Source organism: Streptomyces sp. R-74717, assembly GCF_047305335.1.
Taxonomy (GTDB): Bacteria; Actinomycetota; Actinomycetes; order Streptomycetales; family Streptomycetaceae; genus Streptomyces; species Streptomyces atratus.
The window spans coordinates 6,767,923-6,781,974 of record NZ_CP102361.1 but is presented as its reverse complement, the minus strand read 5'-3'; the positions used below and the strand labels follow the sequence as shown (position 1 = coordinate 6,781,974).

Sequence of the window (14,052 nt, the reverse complement as noted above, 5' to 3'; positions counted from 1 at the left end):
GAGTCCTGAAGGGCGGAGCACTGGCCAAGATCAGAGGTAGACCGATGCCGTCACCTGCCACAACGCCGAACTCCTGGCACAGAGAAGGCTGCCAGAGCCGACCCACCTCACCGTATTAGCCGCTGCCAGTCATCCTGCATGTCGCCCCGGGGGGGCCGAACCGGCAGGCGTTCGGATCCTCTGGTACCCGTTTGCCCGGAGCCCATACTCCGCTCCCTACCCCGGTATGACCTGGCACTTGGCCCCCTGGTGTGACGCCCTCGGACCCACCCTCTCCCTACCTTCCGCTCCGTCGCGCCGAACGGCGTGCGGGAGCCGGAACAGCCGGATCAGCCGGAGAGGGAGGACGACGGGATGCGCCGTTACGCGAGGACCCTGGTCGCCGTCGCGATGGCCACCACCATGGCGGCGGGGACGGCCGGCTGGGCGTCCGGGAATGCGCAGCAGGCCCTCACCGGGCCGCCCCCGGGCACGGCGGCCTGGCGCGCCGATCATGCGCTGGGTTGGGAGCTGCCCGATCCCGGGCGGAGCACACCGGCAGAAGTCGCCGCATTCTTCCGGGGGTTGAGCGCCGCGCAGCAACAGGCCCTGGTCGTACGCCACCCGCTCGTCGTCGGCAACCTGGACGGCGCTCCGGTCGAGCTGCGTTACCAGGCCAACGCCCTTTCCCTGCAAGCCAGTCACGATCCCCGGTACGCGCATCTCAAAGAGGCCCAGAGGCGGCAGATCCTCGCGTTCGACCCACGCGGACGCGGCCAGGTCGCCGAGGTCTTCGGCGACCTGCGTACCGCGCGCCATATCGCGGTCGTGGTGCCGGGCTCGGACATCGACGCCGGGACCTTCGACCGTACGAACGATGTGTACGGCACTCCGGCCGGCATGGCGAAGGCCCTGTATGCAAAGACCGGACGCGACAGCGCCGTCGTCGCCTGGGCCGGGTACACCACTCCCGTGGGCGTCGGCATCGATGCCGCGACCGGCTCGCTCGCCGAGGCGGGGGCCGGCTGACCCGGTTCGCGGACGGGCTGGCCGCCGACGGCGTGCCCGCGCCCGCCGTGTTCTGCCACAGCTACGGCTCCGTCGTGTGCGGACTCGCCGCACCCCGACTGCGCGCCGCGGACCTGGTCGTCCTCGGCTCGCCCGGGATGCGCGCCGACGACGTCGCGGATCTGCACACCACCGCCCGGGTCTGGGCCGCCAAGGACGCCACGGACTGGATCGACGACGTGCCGAACGTCGAGGTGGCCGGGCTCGGCCACGGCCCCGACCCCGCTGCCCCGGAGTTCGGCGCACGCCGCGTCCCGGCCGACGACGCCCGCGGGCACACCGGCTACTTCGTCCCGGGCACGGACTCGCTCCGCGCCCTCGCCGCAATCACCGAGGGGAAAGCGCGGTGAGCTCCGGACGGAGGGCGCGGTGAGCCCCGGGACGCGGGCGCGGTGAGCCCCGGGCGGCCGGTTACTCGCGCGCGGCGGACGTCGAGCTCATGTCCGGGTACCGGTCCCCCGCCACCCGCCCCGCGATCGGCTCCAGCAGTGCCAGCTCCTCGGCGGTCAGCGTGAGCCGGGTGGCGGCCACGTTCTCCAGCAGCCGGCTGCTCTTGCGGGTGCCCGGGATCGGCACCACGGTCAGACCGTGCACCTGGGCCCGCTGCTGCACCCAGGCGAGCGCCACCTGCGCGGCCGACGCCCCGTGCGCCGCCGCGATCTTGTGGACGGGCTCCAGCAGGGCGGCGTTCGTCTTCGCGTTGTCGCCCGTGAAGCGCGGCTGGAACTGGCGGAAGTCGCCCTTCGACAGGTCCTTGGCCGCGTCCGTGAACGCCCCGGTCAGGAAGCCGCGGCCGAGCGGGGAGTACGGCACGAAGGTCACACCGAGCTCGACCGCGGCGGGCACGGCGCTGCGCTCGACGTCCCGGCTGAAGAGCGACCACTCGGACTGCAGGGCGGCGATCGGGTGCACGGCGTACGCCTCGCGCAGCTCCGCGCCGGTCACCTCGCTCAGCCCGAGCTGCTTGACCTTGCCCTGCTGAACCAGCTCGGCCATCGCGCCGACGGACTCGGCCAGCGGAACGGCCGGGTCACGGCGGTGCATGTAGTACAGGTCGATGACGTCGGTGTTCAAGCGACGAAGACTGTCCTCGACGGCCTGGCGGATGTACGCGGAGTCGTTGCGCACGCCCCGGTACTGCGGGTCGTCGTCCTTCCGCTCGATGGCGAACTTCGTGGCGAGCGTGATCTCGTCGCGGTGCGCTCCGACGAACGGGGCGAGAAACCTCTCGTTGGCGCCGCTCCCGTAGACATCGGCGGTGTCGAAGAGGGTGACACCCGCCGTCAGCGCCGTCTCCAGCGTCTCGCGCGCCGAGGACTCATCGGTGTCCCCGTAGAACTCGCTCATGCCCATGCAGCCGAGTCCCTGGACGCCGACCTGCGGGCCGCCGTTTCCGAGCTCCACGGTGGTGATCTTGTTGTCAGTCATCAGGCACAGGGCCTTTCCGGCGCCCGTCGGGCACTCGCATAGAAGTCGATCTTGTGGTCGAGGACGGCGAGGGTGTCCTGGAGCTCCGTGATCCGCGTCTTCACGTCGCGGCGGGTCGCCTCCAGCAGCTCCTGCCGTTCCTCGAAGGTGTGCTCGCCCTCGCGCAGCAGCTCCGCGTACCGGACCATGTCGGCGACCGGCATTCCGGTCAGCCGCAGCTTGCCGACGAAGACCAGCCAGTCCAGATCACGGTTGGTGAAGCGGCGCTGGCCGGTGTGCGAACGGTCGACGTGCGGCATCAGCCCGATCCGCTCGTACCAGCGCAGGGTGTGCGCGGTGAGCCCGGTGAAGGCGGCGACCTCACTGATGGTGTAGCGGTCCTGGCCCTCGGGGCGCGGATGCGCCCTGGGTGCCGATGCGCATGCGTCCGTCGTTACGGAAGTGCTCTCCATCACCGTCATGACCTCCACGCTAGAACCTTGGAGTGCACTCGAAGCAAGCGCAAACGGCGACGGGTTTCGGCGGCGGCCGGACGACCCCCTCCGAGCCGTGCAGGACGGCCCTTTAGGCTCATACGTATGCAGAGCCTGGCGATGATCGACAACTGGCCCGTCCCCACCGCGGCGGCGGCCGTCGTACGAGCGGACGGATCCGTCGTCGGTACGCACGGCCCGACCTCGCACCGTTTTCCGCTCGCCTCCGTCACCAAGCCGATCGCGGCCTACGCGGCGCTCGTGGCGTACGAGGAGGGCGCGGTCGAGCTCGACGAGCCGGCCGGGCCCGAGGGTTCCACCGTCCGGCATCTGCTCGCGCACACCAGTGGCCTCGCCTTCGACGAGCACCGGACGACGGCCGCACCCGGCACCCGGCGGCTCTACTCCAACGCGGGCTTCGAGGTCCTCGGCGACCACATAGCCAAGGCCACCGACATCCCGTTCCCGGAATACGTGCGCCAGGCGGTGCTGGAGCCGCTGGGGATGACGTCCACCACGGTGGACGGCTCGCCCGCCAAGGACGGTGTGTCCACCGTCGACGACCTGGTGCGGTTCGCGGCGGAGGTACAGGCGCCGCGGCTGCTCGACCCGCGCACGGTGCTGGCCGCGCAGACCGTCGTCCACCCCGGCCTGAAGGGTGTGCTGCCGGGCTACGGCCACCAGAATCCCAACGACTGGGGGCTCGGCTTCGAGATCCGGGACCACAAGTCGCCGCATTGGACGGGCAGTTCCTCGTCCCCGGCGACCTTCGGGCACTTCGGGCAGTCCGGGACCTTCCTGTGGATCGACCCGGTGGCGGGCGCGGCGTGCGTCGCGCTCACCGACCGGGCCTTCGGCCCGTGGGCGGTCGAGGTGTGGCCGGCGTTCACGGACGCGGTGCTTGCGGAGCTCGGCTCCGGCCGCTGAGAGAGGTCACCCGTCGGCCGCTTTTGCGGCCAGGCACTCGAACCACACCGTCTTGCCGCGGCCGTCGCGGCGCGGCTCCACGCCCCAGCCGTCGGTGACGGCATCGACCAGCATCAGCCCTCGCCCGCCCTCGTCAAACACATCACCCATGACCGCGCGGGGCAGTTCCGGGGAGGCATCCGCCACCTCGACGCGCACACCCCCGGCCGGGAGCAGGAAGATGAACGTCTGGCAGCGATGGCCGGGGACATGCCGTACGACATTGGCGATCAGCTCGGTGAGCGCCAACTCGGCCGCATCGGCCACGTCGAGGAGCCCCCAGGCGGTGAGGTAGAGGCGCAGGATGTGGCGCAGATGCCGGGCCGAGTGCTCGCCCATCGCGAAGTCGGCGCGGTAGGTCGCCTCCAGCAGATCGTCGGCCTGCGGATCAATTACGTGATTCATGTCACCAGAGTGCAGCGACGTGATTACTCTCGGCTACGTATGGAAACGAACGCCGCGAGGCGTTGAATGCCGGAGGTGCCCGCCGTGGCCAACATCCAGTCGCTCGACCCCAGCGCTTCCCCGTTGGACTACTACGGCTGGGAGCTGCGCCGCCAGAGAGAGGCCAACAACCTCAAGCAGGGCCAGCTCGGCGACATCATCTTCTGCACCGGCTCCCTGATCGGCCAGATCGAGACCACGAAGAAGATCCCCACCCGCGACTTCTCCGAGCGGGTGGACGCGGCACTCGGTACGGGCGGCGTGTTCTCGCGCCTCGTCGGCCTGGTCCTGCGCAGCCAGCTGCCGACGTGGTTCCAGCCGTACGCGGACATGGAGGCCCGTGCGGCGTACATCTCCACGTACCAGGCGCAGTTGGTGTACGGGCTGTTGCAGACGGAGGATTATGCGCGGGCGGTGCTGGCCACCGGTATGCCGGACGACCTCGAAAACCTGCTGGCGGCCCGGATGGAGCGCCAGCGGATCCTGGAGCGGGAACGGCCGCCGCTCGCCTGGGCCGTTCTCGACGAGGCCGTGCTGCACCGGCCGATCGGGGGCCGCGAGGTCATGCGGAAGCAACTCCAGCGGCTGTTGGACGTCGCCGATCACCGCTGGATGCAGATCCAGGTACTGCCCTTCGCGGCCGGTGAACACGCCAGCCTCGACGGCTCGTTCACCACGATGCGCTTCGACGACGACCCCGACATCGTCTACACGGAGGACATCGTCTCCGGCCATATGACGGCCAACCCCGACACGGTCAGGGAGTCCTCGCTCCGTTACGCTCGCTTGCAAGCCGCCGCCCTCTCCGTCGAGGATTCCGCGGCTCTGATCACCCGCGTGATGGAGGAGCGATATGAAGACCGGTCCCGAGCTGAAGAACGCGCGGTGGCGTAAGTCCAGCTACAGCGGAAGCACCGGCGGCGAATGCGTGGAGTGCACCGTCACCGGCGGTGCGGCCTGGCGTAAGTCCAGCTACAGCGGAAACACCGGCGGCGACTGCGTCGAGGTGGTCGACGGCCTCCATTGCGCCGTCCCCGTGCGCGACAGCAAGAACCCGGAAGGGCCCGTCCTCATCGTCGGGGCAAACGCCTGGCAGACCTTCGTGGACGGGCTCTGAGGTCGCCGGAAGCTCGTACGGCGGAGGGGGCTCGGGACGACCGGTGGTCGTCCCGAGCCCCTTCTGTTCCCCCGTGACCGGCTGCGGCGCTACGCGGAGTAGCCCTTCGACGCGATCCACGTCGCCAGCTTCTTCGTGGTCATCGTGTACCGGTGCCGACTGGAGGACTTAATCGCGATGTCCTCGATGACGGCGTGGTCACCGTGCTTGGCGTAGCCGACCACGGTGAGGTAGTGGCCCTGGTTGTACGCGTGCTGCCTGCCCTTGGTGTCGTACGCCGTGCCGTAGACGTTGGCCACGATGGCGTAGCCGTTGTTGATGTTGTCCTTGATGTCCTTCTTCAGACGCTTGACCTGGGCCGACGTGGCGTCGTTGCCCGGGATCCACCTGTTCTTGTACGGGGAGCCCTTCAGGCGCTTGTTGAGGACCTTGGTCACCAGGCCGATGTTGTCGGTCTGCTGGCCGTTCTGCTCGACCTTCAGGTCACCCGCCAGGGTCTTCTGGCTGACCTTCTTGCCCCGCTGGGTCAGCGCGAGACGGGTGGCGGCCGGGCCGCAGTAGTAGTCCTCCTTCTGCTTCTGGAACTTGTACGCCGACAACGTCTTGCTGGTCGGGATCACACGGTCGGACGTCGGGTACTGAGCCGCGGCGCTGCCCGCCGGGACGAGGATGCCGACCGTGGCCAGCGCGGCGACCGCCGCGGCGGCGAGCCGTACGCGGCGGCGCGAAGCGCCCGCCCGGTTCTCCGTGACTGCCGTGTTCATGATTGGGTTTCCTTCCCCCGTGCCGCACCACCGACCTGAACGGTGGCACAGCGAGCCTGTGTTACTCGGTGCGGCGGCGGGGGCCACCTTCTGCCTGGTCGTCACCCCCGCGGCTGCCGTACCAGCATCGGCTCGGTGCGTGCCGTGTGACGACGGCGTTCGGGCAGGGCCGAATTCTGCTGCTCAGGCCGGGCCGGGGCGGTGCGGGTCGCCGTGCAGCAAGGCCGTTCCGAGCGGGGTGAGGCTGTGGATGAGGCGCCCGCCCACCCGGTTGCCGTGGACGAGTCCGGCCTCCCGCAGTGCGCGGACGTGCTCGCTCGCCGAGGCTGCGGAGATGTGCAGCATGCGCGCCAACTCGCCGGTCGTGGCAGAGTTCTGAAGTGCGGTCAGCACGCGCGCGCGGGTGCGGCCGAGAAGTCCCGCGAGCTGCTTCCGCCGCCGGTCCGCGCCGACCGGTGACACGTCGGGGCCCTCCGTCCGCGCGATCGGGTAGACGAGCACCTGCGGCAGGGTCGGGTCGGCCAGTGCGACCGGGCTGCTGTGGCAGAAGAAGGAGGGGATGAGGCAGAGGCCCCGGCCGTCGAGGTGGATGTCGCGGCCCTCGGGGTAGCGCACGTACAGCGTCGGAGGCCGCCAGTCCAGTGCGGGTCGCAGCGACTCCAGCAGCCCGGCAACGCCTCCGTCGCACAGGGCCCGCGCCCGCACCATCCGGTCGGCCTGGACCGTCGCGGCCACACACGTCCAGTCCGGGCGGATGACGGTGTCGTGCACACGCCGGATGGCATCGGTCAGTTCGTCGAGATGGCTCCGCTCACCGGCGGCGAGGCCGGCGAACCAGCGCGGCAGGCGCCGGGTGCGCGCCGTGAGCGCCAGCTCCCGGCGCAGTCGGGCCGACGGCGTGGCCCGCAGTGCGTCCAGACCCGCCGACAACCCGTGACCGCCTTCGGCAGGTGTCAGGAAGTCCGGGAAATAGCTCGCCGGTGGCGCCACGGCGCCCACCAGCCGGGCCGGGCCGTCGGCGCCCTTGCGCTGGAGCTCCGTACGGGCCCGCCGCCGCCACTCGCCGAAGGAACGCGGACCGTGCCGTGACAGCAGTTGCACCCCGAGGACCGTCTCCCAGAGCGGGTCCGGACCCGACGCGACCCAGACCTTCGCCAGGTCGGCGTCCGTGAAATGTAAACGCAGCATCCTGCCCCCCGATTTGCCGTGATTCCACAGGGAGCAGGAATCCGAATGGACCGCTCTGTCCCCGTAGTTGAGGATCCCGGGTCCACCGCTCCCGGTTCCCGTGGCGGGCGAGAAAGCACTCACTCGGGGGATGGGGAGGCCCTCGTAGGGCGGCGTCACCGGCGGGAATCGTGCAGAGGCGGCCTGTGCCGCGCTCACCGACCGGGCCTCGGGCCATGGGCAGGGAGGTGTGGCCGCCGTTAACGGACGCGATGCTCGCGGCCCGAGGGACCGGCGCCGCGGCACACGGTCGGCGGATGTCCGTCGACGCCCGTGTCCGCGGCCCGGGGAACCGCTACTCTCCTCGCCCATGGCCGACATAGTCCGCGCTGCCGCCTCCGACGTCCCGGCGCTCGCCTCCGTACTCGCCAGCGCCTACGCCGAGGACCCCGTCTGGTCCTGGCTGATGCCGCACGACCGGGACCGGAGGCTGCGGCTGCTGTTCACCGCGCATCTGGCGCAGCAGGTCCCGGCGGGCCGGGTGTGGACCGATCCGGAGCGCACGGTGGCGGCGGTGTGGGCGGAGCCCGGGAAGTGGAAGCTGCCGGTGAGCTATCTGCTGCGCAACGCGGGCACGCTCCTGCGGGCGGGGCGGGCCCAGCTGCCCAGGACCGGAATGCGGTTGCTCGCACTGGAGCACCGCCACCCGGCCGACCCCTCGCACTGGTACGTCGAGTACATCGGCACCCACGCGGACGCGCGCGGTACCGGGCGCGGGTCGCAGGTGCTCGGCGGGTTGCTGGCGCAGGCGGACGCGGACGGGCGGCCGGTTTTCCTGGAGTCGAGCAACCGCCGCAATCTGACCTTCTACCGGCGCCACGGCTTCGCGGTGCAGGAGGAGATGACGTTCCGGGCGGGGCCGCCGATGTGGTCGATGTGGCGCCGGGACACCGGTCGATAGCCGAGGCCGATGCCCAGGCCGGTGGCTCAGGCCGACAGTTCCCAGATCAGCACCTCGGCCGTCCCGGCCGCCAGCAGCTCCAGCCCCTCCTCCCCGGTGATCCGCACCGAGTCGCCCGCCTCCAGCTCCTCGTCGCCGAGCCGTACGCCCCCGGCCACCACATGGACGTACACCCGCGCCGCGCCCGGCACCGCCGTGCGCTCGCCCGCGGCCAGCCTGTGCACATGCAGCATGGCGCCCGCTTCCGGGAGGGCGTACGGAGTGGAGTCGGCGATGCCGGGAACGATCGTGTACGAGGGTTCGCCGCCCGGTTCGAGCGGTGCCAGCCACATCTGAATGAACGTCAGTGGACCGTCTCCGTCGTTGCGCTCGACGTGACGCACCCCGGCCGCCGCGCTGAGGTGCTGGAGGTCCCCGGCCCGTACGACCGTGGCGTGCCCGGCCGAATCGCGGTGGGTCAGCTCGCCCTCGACGACCCAGGTGACGATCTCCGTGTGGCTGTGGGGGTGTTCGTCGAAGCCCGCGCCGGGCGCCAGCCGTTCCGAGTTGCACGCCAGGATCGCGCCGAAGCGCAGATTGTCCGGGTCGTAGAAGCTGCCGAAGGAGAAGGCGTGCCGGGACAGGACGCCGGCGGCCCGGTCCCCGCCCAGGAAGCGGTCTTCGGCGCGGTGTACGGAAATCACCCGCCCACGGTAGCCCTGCCGGGGCACGCCCGGACCCCCGGCCGCTACCCGGCAGTACGACCCGCCACCGCCCCGGCCCTCCGTGCACGCGGCCGGATAAGGCAGTCTTGTGTTCGTGCCCCGACCCGATCCTGAGCAGCCCGCTGCGAACGCCGCCCACCTGCATGCCGCGACCCTGAAACGGCTGGAGCAGTCCTCCGGCCGGCTGGCCGCCAATGCGATCGCCCGCATGGACGAGTCACTGCCGTGGTACCGGGCGATGCCACCGGAGAACCGGTCCTGGATCGGCCTGGTGGCCCAGGCCGGGATCGCGGCGTTCACCGAGTGGTTCCGGCATCCGGAGACCCCGCAGGCCATCTCCACCGATGTGTTCGGTACGGCTCCGCGCGAGCTGACCCGGGCGATCACCCTGCGGCAGACCGTCGAGATGGTGCGTACGACGATCGAGGTCATGGAGGCCGCGATCGAGGAGGTCGCCGCGCCCGGCGACGAGTCGGTGCTGCGGGAGGCGCTGCTCGTCTACGCGCGGGAGATCGCCTTCGCGACCGCCCAGGTGTACGCGCAGGCCGCCGAGGCCCGCGGCGCCTGGGACGCCCGGCTGGAATCGCTGGTGGTGAACGCGGTGCTGTCCGGCGAGGCCGACGAGGGCGCCGTGTCACGCGCCGCGGCGCTCGGCTGGAACTCCCCCGAGCACGTGTGTGTGCTGCTCGGTACGGCCCCGGACGGCGACAGCGAACTGACGGTGGAGGCGATCCGGCGGGCCGCCCGGCACGCGAAGCTCCAGGTCCTGACCGGGGTGCTCGGCAACCGGCTGGTCGTCATCGCGGGTGGCAGCGACAACCCGCTGCAGGTCGCGAAGGCCCTGATCGGGCCGTACGCCGCAGGTCCGGTCGTTGCCGGGCCCGTGGTGCCCGACCTGCTGGCGGCCACCCGGTCCGCACAGGCGGCGGCCGCCGGGCTCAGGGCGTGCAGTGCCTGGCAGGACGCCCCGCGACCGGTGCTGGCCGACGATCTGCTGCCGGAGCGCGCGATGGCGGGCGACCCTGCCGCACGGGACCAATTGGTGGAGGAGATCTACAGACCGCTGGAAGAAGCGGGTTCTGCGCTCCTGGAGACGCTGAGTGTGTATCTGGAGCAGGCGAGCAGCCTGGAGGGTGCGGCCAGGATGCTCTTCGTCCACCCCAACACCGTGCGCTACCGGCTCCGACGTGTGACTGACGTCACCGGATGGTCGCCTTCCGATGTCCGCTCGGCGTTCACTCTGCGAATCGCCCTGATTCTGGGGCGCTTGGCCGCGAGAGATCCGCAGTCCTAGACTTTTGTCGGACATCAACAATTCCCCATACGGTTCTTCGTCCCTGTCCCCACGGGTGTTCCGGACCGTCCACAAGAGAGAGTGTGAGGGTGCTCGTACTCGTCGCTCCCGGCCAAGGCGCTCAGACGCCAGGCTTCCTGACTCCCTGGCTCGAACTCCCCGGTGCCGCCGACCGCATCGCGGCCTGGTCCGACGCCATCGGGCTCGACCTCGCCCACTACGGCACCGAGGCCGACGCCGAGGCGATCCGTGACACTGCGGTGGCGCAGCCGCTGCTGGTCGCCGCCGGTCTGCTGTCCGCCGCCGCGCTCAACGCGTCGCCCGACGTCGTCGCAGGTCACAGCGTGGGGGAGATCACCGCAGCCGCCCTGGCCGGAGTCATCGGCGACGAGGCCGCACTCCGTCTCGTACGTACCCGTGGGCTCGCCATGGCCGACGCCGCGGCGGTCACCGAGACCGGCATGGCGGCGCTGCTCGGCGGCGATCCCGAGGTGACGGTCCCGCACCTGGAGAAGCTCGGACTGACCCCGGCCAACGTCAACGGTGGCGGCCAGATCGTCGCCGCCGGCACCGCCGCGCAGATCGCCGCGCTGACCGAGGACAAGCCCGAGGGCGTACGCCGCGTGGTGCCCCTCAAGGTCGCCGGCGCCTTCCACACGCACCACATGGCGCCCGCCGTCGACCGGCTGCGCGAGGCCGCCCTGGCGCTGAAGATCACCGACCCGGCCGTGACATATGTCTCGAACGCCGACGGGAAGCCCGTGGCCATCGGCGACGAGGTCATCTCGCGGCTGGTCGGCCAGGTGGCCAACCCGGTCCGCTGGGATCTGTGCATGGAGACCTTCAAGGAGATGGGCGTCACGGCTCTCATCGAGGCGTGCCCCGGCGGCACCCTCACGGGTCTCGCCAAGCGCGCGATGCCCGGTGTGCAGACCCTCGCGCTCAAGACCCCTGACGACCTCGACGCGGCCCGCGCGCTCATCTCCGAGCACGCGGGCGCCTAAGGAGCCCGAGAGCATGTCGAAGATCAAGCCCAGTCAGGGCGCCCCGTACGCACGCATCATGGGTGTCGGCGGCTACCGTCCGACCCGTGTCGTGCCCAACGAGGTGATCCTCGAGACGATCGACTCGTCCGACGAGTGGATCCGCTCGCGCTCCGGCATCGCCACCCGCCACTGGGCCTCCGAGGAGGAGACCGTGGCGGCGATGTCCGTGGAGGCGTCAGGGAAGGCCATCGCCGACGCCGGGATCACGCCCGAGCAGATCGGCGCCGTGATCGTCTCCACCGTCTCGCACTTCAAGCAGACCCCGGCCATCGCGACCGAGATCGCCCACAAGATCGGCGCGGGCAAGCCCGCCGCCTTCGACATCTCGGCCGGCTGCGCGGGCTTCGGCTACGGACTGACCCTCGCCAAGGGCATGATCGTCGAAGGGTCGGCGGAGTACGTTCTCGTCATCGGCGTGGAGCGGCTCAGCGACCTCACCGACAAGGAGGACCGCGCGACGGCCTTCCTCTTCGGCGACGGCGCCGGCGCGGTCGTCGTCGGCCCCTCCAAGGTGCCGGCCATAGGCCCCACCGTCTGGGGCTCCGAGGGCGACAAGTCCGAGACGATCAAGCAGACCGTGGCGTGGGACGAGTTCCACGCCGAGCGCCCGGAGAAGTTCCCGGCCATCACGCAGGAGGGCCAGGCGGTCTTCCGCTGGGCCGTCTTCGAGATGGCGAAGGTCGCCCAGCAGGCGCTGGACGCGGCCGGGATCGCACCGAAAGACCTGGACGTCTTCATTCCGCACCAGGCCAACATGCGGATCATCGACTCGATGGTGAAGACCCTGAAGCTGCCGGAGAACGTCACGGTCGCCCGTGACGTGGAGACCACCGGCAACACCTCCGCCGCCTCGATTCCGCTCGCTATGGAGCGGCTTCTGGCGACCGGTCAGGCGAAGAGCGGCGACACCGCGCTCGTCATCGGCTTCGGGGCGGGTCTCGTCTACGCCGCGACGGTCGTTACCCTCCCCTAGGCACACCAGGCCTTTCGGCCCGGACGCCCGAACCCTGCAGATAAACACCGAAGGAGCGCCAACATGGCCGCCACTCAGGAAGAGATCGTCACCGGTCTCGCCGAGATCGTCAACGAGATCGCCGGTATCCCGGTCGAGGACGTCCAGCTGGACAAGTCCTTCACCGACGACCTGGACGTCGACTCGCTGTCCATGGTCGAGGTCGTCGTCGCCGCCGAGGAGCGCTTCGACGTCAAGATCCCCGACGAGGACGTCAAGAACCTCAAGACGGTCGGCGACGCTGCCGACTACATCCTCAAGCACCAGGCCTGATCAGGCCGGCTCCTGTGTCGCCACCCGGCGGTGGCGCCGCTGATTCACGACCCTCTACACGTGGAGAAGATTTTCCAGTGAACTCGACCAATCGCACCGTGGTCGTCACCGGTATCGGCGCAACCACTCCGCTGGGTGGCGACTCGGCGTCGACCTGGGAAGGTCTGATGGCCGGTCGTTCCGGCGTCAAGCCTCTCGAGGGCGAACGTTTCGCCGAATTGCCCGTCCGGATCGCCGCGATCGCGGCCGTCGACCCGGGCGACGTCCTGCCCCGCCCGCTCGCCCGCAAGCTGGACCGCTCGGCGCAGTTCGCGCTGATCGCGGCCCGCGAGGCATGGGCGGACGCCGGCTTCACCGGCAAGGCCGGTGAGGACGACACGATCCAGCCCGAGCGGCTGGGCTCGGTCATCGCCTCCGGTATCGGCGGCGTGATCACCCTGCTCGACCAGTACGACGTGCTCAAGGAGAAGGGCGTACGCCGCGTCTCCCCGCACACCGTGCCCATGCTCATGCCCAACGGCCCGGCCGCCAACGTCGGCCTGGAGGTCAACGCCCAGGCCGGTGTGCACACTCCGGTCTCCGCCTGCGCCTCGGGCGCGGAGGCGATCGGGTACGCCGTCGAGATGATCCGCACCGGCCGTGCCGATGTGGTCCTCGCCGGTGGCACCGAGGCGGCGATCCACCCGCTGCCGATCGCCGCGTTCGCCAACATGATGGCGATGTCCAAGCACAACGAGGAGCCCGAGAAGGCCTCCCGTCCGTACGACACGGGCCGTGACGGCTTCGTCCTCGGCGAGGGTGCCGGGGTCGTCGTCCTGGAGTCCGCGGAGCACGCCGCCGCGCGTGGCGCCAAGGTCTACTGCGAGGTGCTGGGCCAGGGTCTGTCCGCTGACGCCCACCACATCGCGCAGCCCGAGCCGACCGGTCGTGGCATCGCCGCCGCGATGCAGAACCTGCTGGACCAGACGGACCTCAAGCCGTCCGAGGTCGTGCACCTCAACGCGCACGCCACGTCGACGCCGCAGGGCGATGTCGCGGAGCTGAAGGCTCTGCGCAAGGTTCTGGGCGACGACCTCGACCATGTCGCGATCTCCGCGACGAAGTCGATGACCGGTCACCTCCTCGGTGGCGCGGGCGGCATCGAGACCGTCGCGACGGTCCTGGCGCTGCACCACCGGATGGCTCCGCCGACGATCAACGTGGAGCACCTCGACGAGGCGGTGGAGGCAGACATCGTGCGCGATGAGCCCCGGCCGCTGCCGGAGGGGTCGATCGCCGCGATCAACAACTCGTTCGGGTTCGGCGGTCACAACGTGGTCCTGGCGTTCCGCAGCGTCTGACCTGCGGTCCGCGGCC

15 protein-coding genes and 1 pseudogene are annotated in these 14,052 nt (G+C 70.5%); 10 read left to right on the top strand and 6 right to left on the bottom strand.

Going from position 1 to position 14,052, the window contains the following annotated elements:
- Nucleotides 1-354: 354 nt before the first annotated feature.
- Nucleotides 355-1,397, top strand: a pseudogene (locus NRF20_RS31075) (alpha/beta hydrolase).
- A 61-nt stretch (nt 1,398-1,458) separates the two neighbouring features.
- On the opposite strand, the gene NRF20_RS31070 reads toward NRF20_RS31075, so the two are convergent.
- Both NRF20_RS31070 and NRF20_RS31065 read right to left on the bottom strand, forming a co-directional pair.
- On the bottom strand, nt 1,459-2,475 hold the full coding sequence (locus NRF20_RS31070; RefSeq protein WP_413753702.1) for an aldo/keto reductase: 1,017 nt from the start codon (nt 2,473-2,475) through the stop codon (nt 1,459-1,461).
- Nucleotides 2,475-2,936, bottom strand: coding sequence for a MerR family transcriptional regulator (locus tag NRF20_RS31065; protein ID WP_398634241.1), 462 nt, complete (start codon nt 2,934-2,936; stop codon nt 2,475-2,477). The genes NRF20_RS31070 and NRF20_RS31065 overlap by 1 nt, the downstream gene beginning before the upstream one ends.
- A gap of 117 nt (nt 2,937-3,053) precedes the next feature.
- Between NRF20_RS31065 and NRF20_RS31060 the strand changes: the two genes are divergently transcribed.
- A complete protein-coding gene (locus NRF20_RS31060) occupies nt 3,054-3,875 on the top strand; it encodes a serine hydrolase domain-containing protein (RefSeq protein ID WP_398634242.1) in 822 nt (273 codons plus the stop codon).
- A 6-nt stretch (nt 3,876-3,881) separates the two neighbouring features.
- Here NRF20_RS31060 and NRF20_RS31055 read toward each other — a convergent pair whose 3' ends face one another.
- Nucleotides 3,882-4,319: an ATP-binding protein gene (locus tag NRF20_RS31055; protein ID WP_413753701.1), complete on the bottom strand. Its 438-nt coding sequence runs from the start codon at nt 4,317-4,319 to the stop codon at nt 3,882-3,884.
- An 84-nt stretch (nt 4,320-4,403) separates the two neighbouring features.
- Here NRF20_RS31055 and NRF20_RS31050 point away from each other — a divergent pair, with 84 nt between their 5' ends.
- Both NRF20_RS31050 and NRF20_RS31045 read left to right on the top strand, forming a co-directional pair.
- The gene (locus NRF20_RS31050) at nt 4,404-5,252 is read left to right on the top strand and encodes a helix-turn-helix domain-containing protein (RefSeq protein WP_413753700.1); all 849 of its coding nucleotides are present in this window, start codon (nt 4,404-4,406) and stop codon (nt 5,250-5,252) included.
- Nucleotides 5,212-5,475 (top strand): DUF397 domain-containing protein, encoded by a 264-nt coding sequence (locus NRF20_RS31045; protein WP_413753699.1) that lies wholly within the window; start codon nt 5,212-5,214, stop codon nt 5,473-5,475. The genes NRF20_RS31050 and NRF20_RS31045 overlap by 41 nt, the downstream gene beginning before the upstream one ends.
- Before the next feature lie 89 nt (nt 5,476-5,564).
- Here NRF20_RS31045 and NRF20_RS31040 read toward each other — a convergent pair whose 3' ends face one another.
- Both NRF20_RS31040 and NRF20_RS31035 read right to left on the bottom strand, forming a co-directional pair.
- Nucleotides 5,565-6,239, bottom strand: coding sequence for a C39 family peptidase (locus NRF20_RS31040; protein WP_398628623.1), 675 nt, complete (start codon nt 6,237-6,239; stop codon nt 5,565-5,567).
- 183 nt (nt 6,240-6,422) lie between these two features.
- Nucleotides 6,423-7,427, bottom strand: a complete 1,005-nt coding sequence (locus NRF20_RS31035; RefSeq protein ID WP_398628624.1) for an ArsR/SmtB family transcription factor — start codon at nt 7,425-7,427, stop codon at nt 6,423-6,425.
- Nucleotides 7,428-7,776: 349 nt separating this feature from the next.
- Here NRF20_RS31035 and NRF20_RS31030 point away from each other — a divergent pair, with 349 nt between their 5' ends.
- Nucleotides 7,777-8,367, top strand: coding sequence for a GNAT family N-acetyltransferase (locus NRF20_RS31030; RefSeq protein WP_398628625.1), 591 nt, complete (start codon nt 7,777-7,779; stop codon nt 8,365-8,367).
- Between the two features lie 26 nt (nt 8,368-8,393).
- Here the strand turns inward: NRF20_RS31030 and NRF20_RS31025 are convergent, their stop codons facing one another.
- Entirely contained in the window at nt 8,394-9,050 is a 657-nt protein-coding gene (locus NRF20_RS31025) for a pirin family protein (RefSeq protein WP_398628626.1), read from the bottom strand.
- A gap of 115 nt (nt 9,051-9,165) precedes the next feature.
- On the opposite strand from NRF20_RS31025, the gene NRF20_RS31020 reads away from it, so the two are divergent.
- The 5 genes from NRF20_RS31020 (at nt 9,166) to fabF (ending at nt 14,036) form a co-directional block, all read left to right on the top strand.
- On the top strand, nt 9,166-10,365 hold the full coding sequence (locus NRF20_RS31020) for a PucR family transcriptional regulator (protein ID WP_093895541.1): 1,200 nt from the start codon (nt 9,166-9,168) through the stop codon (nt 10,363-10,365).
- A gap of 89 nt (nt 10,366-10,454) precedes the next feature.
- Entirely contained in the window at nt 10,455-11,369 is a 915-nt protein-coding gene (locus NRF20_RS31015) for an ACP S-malonyltransferase (protein WP_266361672.1), read from the top strand.
- A 13-nt stretch (nt 11,370-11,382) separates the two neighbouring features.
- Nucleotides 11,383-12,384 carry a ketoacyl-ACP synthase III gene (locus NRF20_RS31010; protein WP_266361671.1) on the top strand — a complete coding sequence of 334 codons (1,002 nt, stop codon included), beginning with the start codon at nt 11,383-11,385 and terminating at the stop codon, nt 12,382-12,384.
- Nucleotides 12,385-12,447: 63 nt separating this feature from the next.
- Nucleotides 12,448-12,696, top strand: coding sequence for an acyl carrier protein (locus NRF20_RS31005; RefSeq protein WP_024490626.1), 249 nt, complete (start codon nt 12,448-12,450; stop codon nt 12,694-12,696).
- Nucleotides 12,697-12,773: 77 nt separating this feature from the next.
- On the top strand, nt 12,774-14,036 hold the full coding sequence (gene fabF, locus NRF20_RS31000; RefSeq protein ID WP_398628628.1) for a beta-ketoacyl-ACP synthase II: 1,263 nt from the start codon (nt 12,774-12,776) through the stop codon (nt 14,034-14,036).
- Nucleotides 14,037-14,052: the final 16 nt, after the last annotated feature.

Excerpts from the sequence above, each read along its gene's own strand:
- NRF20_RS31030 (WP_398628625.1), top strand. The coding sequence starts at position 7,777 with ATGGCCGACATAGTCCGCGCTGCCGCCTCCGACGTCCCGGCGCTCGCC.
- NRF20_RS31065 (WP_398634241.1), bottom strand. The coding sequence starts at position 2,936 with ATGACGGTGATGGAGAGCACTTCCGTAACGACGGACGCATGCGCATCG.
- NRF20_RS31010 (WP_266361671.1), top strand. The coding sequence starts at position 11,383 with ATGTCGAAGATCAAGCCCAGTCAGGGCGCCCCGTACGCACGCATCATG.
- NRF20_RS31005 (WP_024490626.1), top strand. The coding sequence starts at position 12,448 with ATGGCCGCCACTCAGGAAGAGATCGTCACCGGTCTCGCCGAGATCGTC.
- NRF20_RS31060 (WP_398634242.1), top strand. The coding sequence starts at position 3,054 with ATGCAGAGCCTGGCGATGATCGACAACTGGCCCGTCCCCACCGCGGCG.
- NRF20_RS31055 (WP_413753701.1), bottom strand. The coding sequence starts at position 4,319 with ATGAATCACGTAATTGATCCGCAGGCCGACGATCTGCTGGAGGCGACC.
- NRF20_RS31035 (WP_398628624.1), bottom strand. The coding sequence starts at position 7,427 with ATGCTGCGTTTACATTTCACGGACGCCGACCTGGCGAAGGTCTGGGTC.
- NRF20_RS31070 (WP_413753702.1), bottom strand. The coding sequence starts at position 2,475 with ATGACTGACAACAAGATCACCACCGTGGAGCTCGGAAACGGCGGCCCG.
- NRF20_RS31045 (WP_413753699.1), top strand. The coding sequence starts at position 5,212 with ATGAAGACCGGTCCCGAGCTGAAGAACGCGCGGTGGCGTAAGTCCAGC.
- NRF20_RS31040 (WP_398628623.1), bottom strand. The coding sequence starts at position 6,239 with ATGAACACGGCAGTCACGGAGAACCGGGCGGGCGCTTCGCGCCGCCGC.